A 13,338-nucleotide genomic window follows, 5' to 3' on the forward strand; every position below is an offset into this window, starting at 1 on the left:
CAAGAGGCCCGAAGGTCCCCCTCTTTGGTCTTGCGACGTTATGCGGTATTAGCTACCGTTTCCAGTAGTTATCCCCCTCCATCAGGCAGTTTCCCAGACATTACTCACCCGTCCGCCACTCGTCAGCGAAACAGCAAGCTGCTTCCTGTTACCGTTCGACTTGCATGTGTTAGGCCTGCCGCCAGCGTTCAATCTGAGCCATGATCAAACTCTTCAATTTAAGCTTGATGCTCGTGAATTAAACTTCGTAATGAATTACGTGTTCACTCAGAGACTTGGTATTCATTTATCGTCTTGCGACGTTAAGAATCCGTATCATTGAGTGCCCACACAGATTGTCTGATAAATTGTTAAAGAGCAGTGCCGCTTCGCTTTTTCTCAGCGGCGCGGGGTGTGCATATTAAGCCATCCCGCTACAGAGTCAAGGTTTATTTTCACTCTGTTGACCCGGCGGCATGTTGGCCGTTGTTCCGTGTCAGTGGGGGCGCATTATAGGGAGTAATTGAGATCTCGCAAGCATAAAATACAAAAAACTTTTCACTCGCTCACTTTTCATTCAATTTACTTATTTTTGCCTGGTTTATAAACAAAAACGAGCCCCTGAGGGCCCGTTTTTGCATTTTTGTGACTTACTGCACTGCCACAATATGATCGTCTTTAACGTCCAGACGTATCGTTTTCCCCGGAACCAGCTCACCGGATAGGATCTGCTGCGCCAGCGGGTTTTCAATTTGCTGCTGAATAGCGCGTTTCAACGGACGCGCGCCATATACCGGGTCATAACCGTTTTTACTCAACAGATGCAGAGCCTCATCGGAAATCTGCGTTTCATAACCGCGTTCTTCCAGACGTTTGTACAGACGTTGCAGCTGAATCTGTGCAATTGAGGCAATGTGTGCTTCACCCAGCGGATGGAACACAACCACTTCATCAATACGGTTGATGAATTCCGGACGGAAGCTCTGACTGACCACGCCCAGCACCAGATCTTTCATATGACCGTAATCCAGCTCGCCAAAGCGCTCCTGAATCAGATCGGAACCCAGGTTAGAGGTCATAATGACCACCGTATTACGGAAATCAACCGTCCTCCCCTGCCCATCGGTCAAACGACCATCGTCCAGCACCTGCAGCAGAATGTTGAACACATCCGGGTGCGCTTTCTCAACTTCATCCAGCAGGATGACCGAGTAAGGGCGACGGCGTACGGCTTCGGTCAGATAGCCGCCCTCTTCATAACCGACATATCCCGGAGGCGCACCGACCAGGCGAGACACGGAGTGTTTCTCCATAAACTCGGACATATCGATACGCACCATCGCGTCATCGCTATCGAACATAAAGTTCGCCAGCGCCTTACACAGTTCCGTTTTACCGACACCGGTCGGCCCCAGGAACAGGAACGAACCGATTGGGCGGTTAGGATCGGACAGCCCGGCGCGGCTACGACGAATCGCGTTCGATACCGCTTCCACCGCTTCGTTCTGACCAATCACCCGGCTATGCAGGTCTTGCTCCATCCGCAGCAGTTTTTCGCGCTCGCCTTCCAGCATGCGTGCAACCGGGATCCCGGTCCAGCGAGCCAGCACTTCGGCGATTTCCGCATCCGTTACGCGGTTACGCAGCAGACGCATGGTTTTACCTTCGGACTGAGTCGCCGCCGCCAGCTGTTTTTCCAGTTCCGGAATTTTACCGTACTGCAGTTCAGACATCCGCCCCAGGTCACCCACGCGGCGCGCCTGTTCGATGGCGATTTTCGCCTGCTCAAGCTCCGCTTTAATTGTCTGCGTACCGGAAAGCGAGGCTTTCTCGGCTTTCCACTCTTCTTCTAATACCGAATACTGGCGTTCTTTGTCTTCCAGCTCTTCATTCAGCATATCGAGACGTTTCAGGCTGGCTTCGTCAGACTCTTTCTTCAGCGCCTGTTGTTCCAGTTTCAACTGGATGATACGGCGATCGAGCCTGTCGAGTTCTTCCGGCTTCGAGTCAATCTGCATACGAATGCTGGACGCCGCTTCATCAATCAGGTCAATCGCTTTATCCGGCAACTGACGGTCGGCAATATAACGATGCGAAAGCGTTGCCGCCGCGACGATAGCCGGGTCGGTGATTTGCACGTGGTGGTGCAACTCATAACGTTCTTTCAGACCACGCAGGATCGCGATGGTATCTTCAACGGACGGCTCAGCCACAAACACTTTCTGAAAACGACGTTCCAGCGCCGCATCTTTTTCAATGTACTGGCGATATTCATCAAGGGTGGTCGCGCCCACGCAGTGCAGTTCACCACGAGCCAGCGCCGGTTTCAGCATGTTCCCGGCGTCCATTGCGCCATCGGCTTTACCTGCACCCACCATGGTGTGCAGCTCATCGATAAACAGAATGACGTTGCCTTCCTGTTTCGACAGATCGTTCAGCACGCCTTTGAGACGTTCTTCAAACTCACCGCGATATTTCGCCCCGGCCACCAGCGCGCCCATATCCAGCGCTAGTACGCGGCGGCCCTTCAGCCCTTCCGGCACTTCACCGTTCACGATACGCTGCGCCAGCCCTTCGACGATCGCCGTTTTACCGACGCCGGGCTCACCAATCAGCACCGGGTTGTTTTTAGTACGGCGTTGCAGCACCTGAATGGTGCGGCGAATTTCTTCATCACGACCGATGACCGGATCAAGCTTGCCCTGCTCGGCACGCTCGGTCAGATCGACGGTATATTTTTTCAATGCCTGACGTTGGTCTTCGGCATTTTGATCGTTCACGCTCTCCCCTCCGCGCATCTGTTGAATCGCCTGAGTAATGTTGGCAGTCGTCGCCCCTGCGGATTTCAGCAGGTCGGCCAGTGAACCGCGAGACTCAAGCGCGGCCAGAACAAACAGTTCTGACGAAATAAAGTTGTCGCCCTGTTTTTGCGCCAGCTTGTCGCAAAGATTCAGCACGCGCACCAGATCCTGTGAAGGCTGGACGTCGCCGCCGGTACCTTCCACCTGCGGTAATCGGCTTAACGCCTGATCGATAGCCGTGCGAAGCTGGCCCGCATTAATGCCGGCAGTGGTTAACAAAGGACGAATCGAACCCCCTTCCTGATTCAGTAAGGCGCTCATTAAATGAAGGGGTTCGATAAACTGGTTGTCGTGCCCCAGTGCGAGAGACTGGGCATCGGCGAGAGCAAGCTGGAATTTGTTAGTAAGACGATCCAGACGCATAATTCCTCCCATAACAGGTCAATTTTGCTACTGGAGATTAAATGAGGTCATCCCTCAATTATTCAAGGTTAATGACCTGTTTAATGCGAAAAATAAGTCAGCCTTCTGGATCGTCTTGATTCTTTAGGTTATATCAGCCAAATGAAACTTGCCATACGACCTGTAGTACGGTCACGACGATATGAGAAAAAATCATCGTTTTGGCTGAAGGTACAGCGGTCACCGCCGTAGATGCGCTGCACACCGACATTTCCCAGACGCTGACGCGCCAGTAGATAAATATCAGCATAGTACTTTTCACCCGCTGCGCGGAACGCGGCGTCAGCCTGATGGTCTTTCGCCATAAAGGCGTCACGCACTTCCGGCCCCACTTCAAACGCCGTAGGGCCAATCGCCGGGCCAAGCCACGCCATGATATTTTCAGGGCGATCGTTAAAGCAGGCAACCGTCTCTTCCAGCACGCCCTCACACAGCCCGCGCCAGCCAGCATGCGCCGCAGCCACTTCTGTTCCGTCGAGATTACAGAACAGTACCGGCAGACAATCGGCGGTCATTACCGCACAAACGGTGCCCGGCGTATTGCTGTATGACGCATCGGCGCGTTTTGATTCATACGGCCCGCCGCTTAAGCGCAACACATCTTTACCGTGAACCTGTTCAAGCCAGACTGGTTTAGAGGGTAAGCCGCCCGCCGCAAACAAGCGGCGGCGATTCTCTTCTACATCGTCCGGATTATCACCGCAATGCGCGCCCAGATTCAGAGAATCGTAAGGCGCTTGACTCACACCGCCTTTACGGGTGGAACTACAGGATGCCACGCCCTTTGGCTGCGGCCACTGCGGGATAATCAATGACGTCATAACCAGTCCACATCGTCCTTATGTTCTTCGAAATCGGCGCGCATCGCGTCGATAAGATCGATCATATCCTGCGGGATAGGCGCATGCCATTCCATCTCAATCCCGGTGATCGGATGATAAAGACGCAGCATGGTGGCATGCAGTGCCTGACGGTCAAATTTACGCAGTGCGGAAATGAACTCATCCGACGCGCCTTTCGGTGGACGCGGACGCCCGCCATAAACCTGATCGCCCACCAGCGGGTGCGTGATATGGGCCATGTGCACGCGGATCTGGTGCGTACGTCCTGTTTCAAGACGCAGCCGCAGACGCGTGTGCACACGGAAGTGTTCCATAATGCGATAGTGCGTGACCGCCGGTTTACCCATTGGGTGCACCGCCATATGTGTACGTTTGGTTGGGTGACGGCTAATCGGTTCTTCAACCGTACCGCCCGCCGTCATATGGCCAATCGCTACCGCTTCATATTCACGGGTGATTTCGCGCAGCTGCAGCGACTCTACCAGACGCGTTTGCGCCGGAACGGTTTTCGCCACAACCATCAGGCCGGTGGTGTCTTTATCCAGACGATGGACAATGCCCGCGCGCGGCACATCGGCAATCGGCGGATAATAATGCAGCAGCGCGTTCAGCACCGTGCCGTCCGGGTTACCGGCGCCAGGGTGAACCACCAAATCGCGCGGTTTGTTGATAACCAGAATGTCATCATCTTCATAGACGATGTTCAGCGGGATATCCTGAGGTTCAAAACGGATATCTTCATCAATTTCAGCGTTGATCGCGACGGTCTCGCCACCCAACACTTTTTCTTTCGGTTTGTCGCAAATTTGACCATTAACCTGCACGCGCTGGTCAAGAATCCATTCTTTTATGCGAGATCGCGAATAATCAGGGAACAATTCGGCCAAAGCTTGATCTAAGCGTTGACCCAGTTGATTTTCTAAGACCGTTGCGGTGAGTTCTACTCGTTGTGCCATATACAGCTTCTTCGTTAACGTTGGGTTTTTACGGCTTCGCCGTTTAATATAGTGTGCTATTGTAGCTGGTCTTAATCGGGAACAGGAACTGCGAATATCCCGTACAAACATTTTGAGGAAAGTCAAAACGTCATGACGCGCATGAAATATCTGGTGGCAGCGGCCACGTTGAGCCTGGCTTTGGCGGGGTGCTCTGGTTCAAAGGAAGAGGTGCCTGATAATCCGCCTAACGAAATCTACGCAACTGCTCAGCAAAAGCTGCAGGACGGTAACTGGAAACAAGCGATAACGCAACTGGAAGCGTTGGATAACCGTTATCCGTTTGGCCCGTACTCTCAGCAGGTGCAGCTGGATCTGATCTACGCGTACTACAAAAATGCCGATCTGCCGTTGGCTCAGGCTGCCATTGATCGTTTTATCCGTCTTAACCCGACGCACCCGAACATTGATTATGTCATGTATATGCGTGGCCTGACCAATATGGCGCTGGACGACAGCGCACTTCAGGGCTTCTTTGGGGTTGACCGTTCTGACCGCGATCCGCAGCACGCACGTGACGCCTTCAATGACTTCTCTAAGCTGGTTCGCGGCTACCCGAACAGCCAGTACGTCACGGATGCGAACAAACGTCTGGTGTTCCTGAAAGATCGTCTGGCCAAGTACGAGCTGTCAGTCGTTGATTACTACACTGACCGTGGCGCATGGGTTGCCGTGGTAAACCGCGTTGAAAACATGCTGCGCGATTTCCCGGATACACAGGCCACCCGCGATGCGCTGCCGAAGATGGAAAACGCGTACCGTCAGATGCAAATGACGGCGCAGGCAGACAAAGTAGCGAAAATCATTGCGGCAAACAGCAGCAGCACGCAATCCTGATTTCGAACGCAAGCAAAACGGCAGCCCTGGGGCTGCCGTTTTTTTATCCGTTTCACCTGCCCGCTGAACCGCTTTAGCGGCAAGTCATCTCATCAAATATGACCGCCTTTTTCCCTTTCGACAAGGAAAATATCGCCTGTTCCTGCCCTGCCTCACAAAACAGTTTCCTTGACAAAAAGTGACAAAAAAACGTGATTTAAATCACACATTTTGACATTAGGAAAGGTATGCTGGAATCACCAAGACGGAAAGACAAGAGGTAAAATTTATGACAATGAACATTACCAGCAAACAAATGGAAATTACTCCGGCCATCCGCCAACATGTCGCAGACCGTCTAGCCAAATTAGAAAAATGGCAAACTCATATTATTAACCCGCACATCATCCTGTCCAAGGAGCCGCAGGGTTTTATCGCTGACGCCACCATGAACACGCCGAACGGGCTTCTGGTTGCCAGCGCCAAGCATGAAGATATGTATGCTGCAATCAACGAATTGATCAACAAGCTGGAACGGCAGCTCAATAAGGTGCAACACAAAGGGGAAGCCCGTCGCGCCACAACATCGGTGAAAGACGCAAGCTTCGAAGAAGTTGAAGAAGAGTAAAACTGAACTTTGAGTGTATCGCCAACGCGCCTTCGGGCGCGTTTTTTATTGACAGAAGGAAAACGGAGCAGGTACTGTTACCTGACTCACTGTAAGGAATCATCATTCGTGAAATCTGTTCTGTTTTTCTTCGCATTCTTTTTTACCTTCCCCTGAACGGGAGGCGTTTCGTCGTAAGATAAAGAATGCGAAGACGAACAATAAGGCCTCCCACTCCGGGGGGCCTTTTTTATTGGCAAGATTGATAACAATAAAGGCACAACTATGACAGCGGAAAACCCGTTACTGGCTCTGCGCGATAAAATAAGCGCGCTGGATGAAAAATTACTGACGTTGCTGGCCGAGCGTCGTGGTCTGGCGGTGGAAGTGGGCAAAGCGAAGCTGGCCTCCCATCGCCCGGTTCGCGATATTGACCGCGAGCGTGACCTGCTGGAACGTCTGATTGCGCTGGGTAAAACGCATCACCTTGACGCCCACTACATCACCCGCCTGTTCCAGCTCATCATCGAAGATTCCGTTCTCACGCAGCAGGCGTTACTTCAGCAGCATCTTAATAAAATTAATCCACACTCTGCGCGTATCGCCTTCCTGGGGCCAAAAGGCTCTTATTCGCACCTTGCAGCGCGCCAGTATGCTGCACGCCACTTCGAGCAGTTTATCGAGAGCGGCTGCGCGAAATTCGCCGATATCTTTAATCACGTGGAAACGGGCCAGGCTGACTACGCCGTGGTGCCGATTGAAAACACCAGCTCTGGCGCTATTAACGACGTCTACGATCTGCTGCAACACACCAGCCTCTCAATCGTCGGTGAAATGACGATCGTTATCGATCACTGCGTACTGGTCTCCGGGTCAACGGATCTCGATACTATCGACACGGTTTACAGCCATCCGCAGCCGTTCCAGCAGTGCAGCAAATTCCTTGCCCGCTATCCACACTGGAAAATTGAGTACACCGAAAGCACTTCGGCGGCGATGGAAAAAGTGGCGCAGGCCAACTCACCGCGCGTTGCGGCGCTGGGTAGCGAAGCCGGCGGCGCGCTGCACGGTTTGCAGGTTCTGGAACGTATTGAAGCCAATCAGACGCAAAACATTACCCGCTTCATCGTGCTGGCGCGTAAGGCGATTGATGTCTCAGACCAGGTTCCGGCAAAAACCACATTGCTGATGGCAACCGGGCAACAGGCGGGCGCACTGGTAGAAGCGTTGCTGGTGCTGCGCAACCATCACCTGATCATGACCAAACTGGAATCCCGCCCGATTCACGGCAACCCGTGGGAAGAGATGTTTTATCTCGATATTCAGGCCAACCTGGAATCGGAATCAATGCAAAAAGCGCTCAAGGAGCTGGGCAAAATTACCCGCTCCATGAAAGTGCTGGGCTGTTATCCGAGCGAGAACGTCGTTCCGGTTGATCCGGCTTAACGCTCGATAAACGGTAACTTCTTCATTCCTGCCACACTCACTGGCAGGGTGAAGATGGCACCGGAAAGGGGATACTGCGCCACTTCTGCCGCTGACATGTTTTCCCGCGTGGTGGTAATAAAGAGCGTGCGCATATCTGCCCCACCAAAACAGACCATTGTCGGGCAACGTACCGGCATCCGGTACTCTTCCAGCTGTTCACCCTGCGGGGAAAAACGCGCAATACGCCAGCCATCAAACAACGCACTCCAGTAACAGCCTTCTTCATCGACCGCCGCGCCGTCCGGAATCCCCTCCCCGGCCGCAAACTGATGAAAAATTTCACGGCTGCCCGGTTCGCCCTCGTCATCAAGCGGCGTTCGATAAATCACACCGTTCGGCGTATCCGATGTGTACATCCAGCGTTTATCCTCGCTGAACGCCAGACCATTGGCACCATGGATATCGCACTGCACCACCTTCGGCTGCAAATCATTATCAATTCGTACCAGCAACGCGCCGTTGTAATCGCCCGGCCCCCAGAAGGTCCCTGCGTAGAAACGGCCGTCCCGGTCCGTACCACCGTCATTGAAGCGGGCCAGCGCCGGGTTGCTGGGGTTATCGCAGATTTTTCGCACCAGCAGGCCATGTTTATCCGCCAGCCAAATGGCGCTACGTAGCGCCACAATAAACCCACCCTTTTCGCGCAATGCAAAACAGCCGACCTCTTCAGGAAACTGCAAAACCTGATGCTCGCCGCTTTGCGGATGATAGCGATGGATTTCGTATTCCAGGATATCGGCCCAGTACAACGCCTGCTCCGACTCACTCCAGGTGGGACATTCCGGCAGATGTCCGGCGTAATCAAACAGCGGTTGTGGCTCAGTCATGCGTCTCATCCCTATAAAAAAAGCCAGCGGGCTACCCACTGGCTTTTAAGTATATACAGAATTTGTTAACGCTATGTGTGACGACGCTCTTAGGCGCGACTGTCGTTGGCCTGGCGCAGCAAGGTGCGACTTTCACTCTGGAAGCGCTGTGCGTAATCGCCAAACCAGTGCTCCACTTTGCGGAAGCTGTCGATAAACGCCTGCTTATCGCCCTGCTCCAGCAGGCTGATGGCTTCACCAAAACGCTGGTAGTAACGCTTAATCAGCGCCAGATTATTGCCGGAAGACATAATAATGTCGGCGTAAAGCTGCGGATCCTGGGCAAACAGTCGGCCAACCATCGCCAGTTCCAGGCGATAGATAGGCGAAGAGAGAGCCAGCAACTGTTCCAGCTGCACATTCTCTTCCGCCAGATGCAGGCCGTAAGCAAAGGTCGCGAAGTGGCGCAGCGCCTGAATAAAGGCCATGTTCTGATCATGCTCGACAGCGCTGATGCGATGCAGACGCGCCCCCCAAACCTGAATCTGTTCAAGGAACCACTGGTACGCTTCCGGCTGACGCCCGTCACAGTACACCACCACCTGTTTTGCCAGGCTACCGCTGTCCGGCCCGAACATCGGGTGCAAGCCAACAACCGGGCCCGGATGCGCTTCCAGCATCGCCTGTAACGGCCCGGCCTTCACCGATGCCAGATCAACCAGAATGCAGTCGGCAGGCAACGGCGGCAGCTTCGCGATGATCTGCTCGGTGACGTGAATCGGCACGCTGACAATCACCATGCCCGCATCGGCAACAATCTCCTGCGCACGCGACCAGTCGTCACGTTCGAGAATGCGTACCTGGTAGCCGGACAGATTCAGCATTTTTTCAAACAGCCGCCCCATCTGCCCACCACCGCCGACGATAACGACAGGACGCAGCCCAGGATGCAGGGTTTTGAAGCCTTTATCATTTTCGCTGGAGTACGACTCACGCATCACGCGACGCAGGACATCTTCAATCAAATCGGGCGGAACGCCAATCGACGCGGCCTCTTCCCGGCGCGAGGCAAGCATCGTCGCTTCACGCTCGGGAACATAAATCGGCAGGCCATATTTGCTTTTGACCTCGCCAACTTCAGCCACCAGTTCAAGGCGACGTGCCAGTAAACCCAGCAACGCCTTATCCACTTCATCAATTTGATCGCGCAGCGCGGTCAGTTCAGCAACCATACAATCCTCTTACGCCAGTCGTGCTGCCAGATGGCCACGTAAATCCTTGTCTAACTCACGCAGCAGCGCATCGGTGGTTTCCCAACTGATGCAGGCATCGGTCACCGAAACGCCGTACTTCATATCGCAGCGCGGTTGTTCAGAAGACTGATTGCCTTCGTGAATGTTACTTTCAATCATCAGGCCGATAATCGAACGGTTACCGTCTTTGATCTGAGCGACAACGGATTCCGCCACCGCAGGCTGACGGCGGTAGTCTTTATTGGAATTACCATGGCTGCAATCTACCATCAGCGACGGTTTCAGTCCCGCCTGTTCCATCTCTTTTTCGCACTGGGCAACATCTTCTGGCCCGTAGTTTGGTGATTTACCGCCGCGCAGAATCACATGACCATCCGGGTTACCCTGCGTTTGCAGTAAGCAAACCTGGCCGGCCTGGTTGATACCCACAAAACGGTGCGGCATGGCAGCCGCGCGCATGGCGTTGATCGCGGTTGCCAGCGAGCCATCAGTACCGTTTTTAAAGCCTACCGGCATAGAAAGACCAGAAGCCATTTCGCGGTGGGTTTGTGATTCGGTGGTACGCGCACCGATTGCAGACCAGCTAAACAGATCGCCCAGGTATTGCGGGCTGTTAGGGTCCAGCGCTTCCGTTGCCAGCGGCAGGCCCATGTTGACCAGTTCCACCAACAGACGACGCGCAATTTTCAGGCCGCCTTCCACGTCAAACGAGCCGTCCATGTGCGGGTCGTTGATCAGACCTTTCCAGCCAACGGTCGTACGTGGTTTTTCAAAATAGACGCGCATCACCAGGTAGAGGCTATCGCTGACCTCCTCGGCAAGGCTTTTAAATCGACGAGCATATTCGATGGCCGTTTCAGGGCAGTGAATCGAGCACGGGCCACAGACAACCAGCAGACGAGGATCGCGCCCGGCGATGATGTCAGAGATGGTTTTGCGTGACTGCGCGATTTGCGCTTCCTGTTCAACACTCAGCGGGAATTCCGCTTTCAGTTGTTCTGGGGTGATCAGAATTTGTTCATCGGTAATATGTACGTTATTCAGCGCGTCTTTTTGCATGGTGGCTTACCTGTATAGCTCGTTTGCGATAGTGGTTTCCTCGGTGAGGTGAAATAACAATATCATAAAAAGTAAAGATTTCAATCCAAATTCCGTAAATATTACTTTACATGTGACTATTTCAGGCAAATTTCACCGCCTCAAACAGTAAACATATCGTTACAATCAACAAACTTTGATGTTAACCCTCTGATAACCGCGCTCGTGGCGATAACTGGTTCACCCGCTTGCCCGGTCTCCTTAACATCGCTGAAATTGCAAACTGAGTGCCTGTAAAATCAATTAACTAAGAGATATCCTTACTTTTAATATATTTATTTCTAAGCATGTGATCGCCACCAAGTCATTCAGCTGAGATTTAACTTAACTAATACGTAATCCATTTCATGATCTAATGACGGGTCGGGCGAAAAATGATAGTCTGCACTGAGAAATTATGGACGCAGAAATCAAAGCTTTACGGCGGATTCCGATGAGCAACCCGTTCTTAAAACTTTCATACCCGCTTTTGCTGGTATTGATATTTTTTTCTCTTAGCAGACCTCTTCTTGCCGCTGCGCTAACTGATATGGATAAATCGGTACGTTCAATGGTTTCCGGTATTATCAGCTACACCCGCTGGCCGCAGCCTGTGCAGCCGACAACGCTCTGCATTTTTAGCACCGCACGTTATCGCGATGCGCTGAGCACAGCTGAAGGGCCGCCCGTTACCTATCACCCGGTAATGGTGCATTCCCGCCAGGATGTTCTTAGCGCTGGCTGTGCTGCTATCTATTTTGGCTCGGAATCACCTGAACAACAGGTGGAATTACAAAATATGCTTAACGCGAGGCCAACATTATTAATTTCCGAACAAAACGCCGAATGTCGTATTGGCAGTTCCTTCTGTCTGCTATTCAATACCGATAAAGTGACATTCGCTGTAAACCTCGATTCCCTTTCTCGTAGCGGTATCAGGGTCAATCCGGATGTTTTGATGCTCGCACGGAATAAGAATCATGAATAAGGACTATTCAACCCCACCGCGCCCAACGTTTAAGCGCACGCTCCGGCGTATTAGCGTCACCAGCGTATTTATTACCATGACGCTGATTTGGCTGCTATTGTGCGGCGCATCCATTGTGACGCTGAAGCAGTACGCGCAGAAAAATCTTGAGCTGACCGGTTCGACCATGAGCCATAGTCTGGAAGCAGCACTGGTCTTTAAGGACAATACCGCCGCCAATGAAACACTGGCGATGCTGGGCAAGCAGGGTCATTTCGCCACCGCAGAAGTGGTGAGCACCGGCAATAAGCGCTTTGCGTACTGGCACTACAATGCGTCTGCCGAGCGGGACACGCTGAACAGATTAGTCAGCCAATGGTTATTTCCTTTACCTGTCACGCAGCCCATCACTTACAACGGTCAGACCATTGGTGAGTTACGCTTAACGGCCCGCGACAGTTTGATCAGCCATTTTATCTGGCTATCACTTGGCGTTCTGACTGCCTGTATCGTCTTCGCATCAGCGGTCGCCTTACTGATTACCCGCCATCTGCACGAAGGCGTGGTCACCGCCCTGCAAAGCATTACCGATGTGGTACATGATGTGCGCACGAATCGTAACTTCTCTCGCCGCGTCAGCGCCGAACGCATTGATGAATTCCACCGTTTCGCCCTCGATTTCAACAGCCTGCTGGACGAAATGGAGGAGTGGCAGCTCAAGCTGCAGGCCAAAAATGCCCAACTTCTGCGCACCGCGCTGCACGATGCGCTGACGAGCCTGCCTAACCGTGCGGCTTTTCGAACCCGCATTGCCTCGCTGATGAGTAATCCGCAGATGAAAGCCAGCTCGGCGCTACTGTTCCTCGACGGCGACAACTTTAAACGCATTAATGATACCTGGGGCCATGCCGCTGGCGATTGCGTGTTGATCGACGCGGCGAAGCGGTTGATGGAGTTCAGCGGGGATCGCCATGCGGCGTATCGTCTGGGCGGCGATGAGTTTGCGGTTATTTTATCGGGCGTGAACAGCGAAGATGAAGTCCAGCGGATCTGCTCCGCGCTGTCGCAGCAGTTCATTCGCCCCTTTGATTTACGCAATGGGCATTATGTGCCGCTGTCACTGAGCGTCGGCTATGCCTTAACGTGGGAACATAATTCCGTCGAAGATTTACAGGAACTTGCCGATAAGAACATGTATGTCATGAAAAATCAGCGTTCCAAAAACTCATTATGAGAAGCAAGGAA

The 13,338-nt window shown here is 52.8% G+C and carries 12 protein-coding genes, 1 rRNA gene and 1 other annotated feature; of the genes, 6 read left to right on the forward strand and 7 right to left on the reverse strand.

All coding sequences use genetic code 11. The annotated features are described in order from the left end of the window. From ACWWFX_RS02445 to rluD, 4 genes are all read right to left on the reverse strand, one after another. Positions 1–220, reverse strand: a 16S ribosomal RNA gene (locus ACWWFX_RS02445); the annotation flags it as partial. Positions 221–629: 409 nt separating this feature from the next. Then, positions 630–3,203, reverse strand: coding sequence for an ATP-dependent chaperone ClpB (gene clpB / locus ACWWFX_RS02450; protein WP_149461738.1), 2,574 nt, complete (start codon positions 3,201–3,203; stop codon positions 630–632). A gap of 128 nt (positions 3,204–3,331) precedes the next feature. Continuing rightward, positions 3,332–4,063, reverse strand: coding sequence for a purine nucleoside phosphorylase YfiH (yfiH, locus tag ACWWFX_RS02455; protein ID WP_015963373.1), 732 nt, complete (start codon positions 4,061–4,063; stop codon positions 3,332–3,334). After that, entirely contained in the window at positions 4,060–5,040 is a 981-nt protein-coding gene (rluD, locus tag ACWWFX_RS02460) for a 23S rRNA pseudouridine(1911/1915/1917) synthase RluD (RefSeq protein ID WP_473223143.1), read from the reverse strand. The genes yfiH and rluD overlap by 4 nt, the downstream gene beginning before the upstream one ends. 132 nt (positions 5,041–5,172) lie before the next feature. On the opposite strand from rluD, the gene bamD reads away from it, so the two are divergent. From bamD to pheA, 4 genes are all read left to right on the forward strand, one after another. Then, positions 5,173–5,916, forward strand: a complete 744-nt coding sequence (gene bamD, locus ACWWFX_RS02465) for an outer membrane protein assembly factor BamD (RefSeq protein ID WP_015963371.1) — start codon at positions 5,173–5,175, stop codon at positions 5,914–5,916. Between the two features lie 268 nt (positions 5,917–6,184). Then, positions 6,185–6,523 (forward strand): ribosome-associated translation inhibitor RaiA, encoded by a 339-nt coding sequence (raiA, locus tag ACWWFX_RS02470; protein WP_015963370.1) that lies wholly within the window; start codon positions 6,185–6,187, stop codon positions 6,521–6,523. A 107-nt stretch (positions 6,524–6,630) separates the two neighbouring features. Continuing rightward, positions 6,631–6,756, forward strand: a sequence feature (Phe leader region). Beyond that, complete coding sequence (gene pheL / locus ACWWFX_RS02475) at positions 6,632–6,679, forward strand: pheA operon leader peptide PheL (protein WP_199538682.1); 48 nt, start codon at positions 6,632–6,634, stop codon at positions 6,677–6,679. (Overlaps the previous feature by 48 nt.) A gap of 31 nt (positions 6,757–6,787) precedes the next feature. Then, positions 6,788–7,948, forward strand: a complete 1,161-nt coding sequence (pheA, locus tag ACWWFX_RS02480) for a bifunctional chorismate mutase/prephenate dehydratase (RefSeq protein WP_015963369.1) — start codon at positions 6,788–6,790, stop codon at positions 7,946–7,948. Here the strand turns inward: pheA and ACWWFX_RS02485 are convergent. From ACWWFX_RS02485 to aroF, 3 genes are all read right to left on the reverse strand, one after another. Further along, positions 7,945–8,817 (reverse strand): SMP-30/gluconolactonase/LRE family protein, encoded by an 873-nt coding sequence (locus tag ACWWFX_RS02485; RefSeq protein ID WP_473223144.1) that lies wholly within the window; start codon positions 8,815–8,817, stop codon positions 7,945–7,947. The genes pheA and ACWWFX_RS02485 overlap by 4 nt on opposite strands. 89 nt (positions 8,818–8,906) lie before the next feature. Next, entirely contained in the window at positions 8,907–10,028 is a 1,122-nt protein-coding gene (gene tyrA, locus ACWWFX_RS02490; RefSeq protein WP_231826476.1) for a bifunctional chorismate mutase/prephenate dehydrogenase, read from the reverse strand. Positions 10,029–10,037: 9 nt separating this feature from the next. Continuing rightward, the gene (aroF, locus tag ACWWFX_RS02495; protein ID WP_015963366.1) at positions 10,038–11,108 is read right to left on the reverse strand and encodes a 3-deoxy-7-phosphoheptulonate synthase AroF; all 1,071 of its coding nucleotides are present in this window, start codon (positions 11,106–11,108) and stop codon (positions 10,038–10,040) included. 436 nt (positions 11,109–11,544) lie between these two features. Between aroF and yfiR the strand changes: the two genes are divergently transcribed. Together yfiR and dgcN are read left to right on the forward strand one after the other, a co-directional pair. Beyond that, complete coding sequence (gene yfiR / locus ACWWFX_RS02500) at positions 11,545–12,114, forward strand: regulatory sequestration protein YfiR (RefSeq protein ID WP_473223145.1); 570 nt, start codon at positions 11,545–11,547, stop codon at positions 12,112–12,114. After that, positions 12,107–13,327: a diguanylate cyclase DgcN/YfiN gene (dgcN, locus tag ACWWFX_RS02505; RefSeq protein WP_473223146.1), complete on the forward strand. Its 1,221-nt coding sequence runs from the start codon at positions 12,107–12,109 to the stop codon at positions 13,325–13,327. Before yfiR ends, dgcN begins: the two co-directional genes overlap by 8 nt. The last annotated feature ends 11 nt before the right edge of the window (positions 13,328–13,338 follow it).

This window comes from Pseudocitrobacter sp. 2023LY-00077 (genome assembly GCF_055796175.1).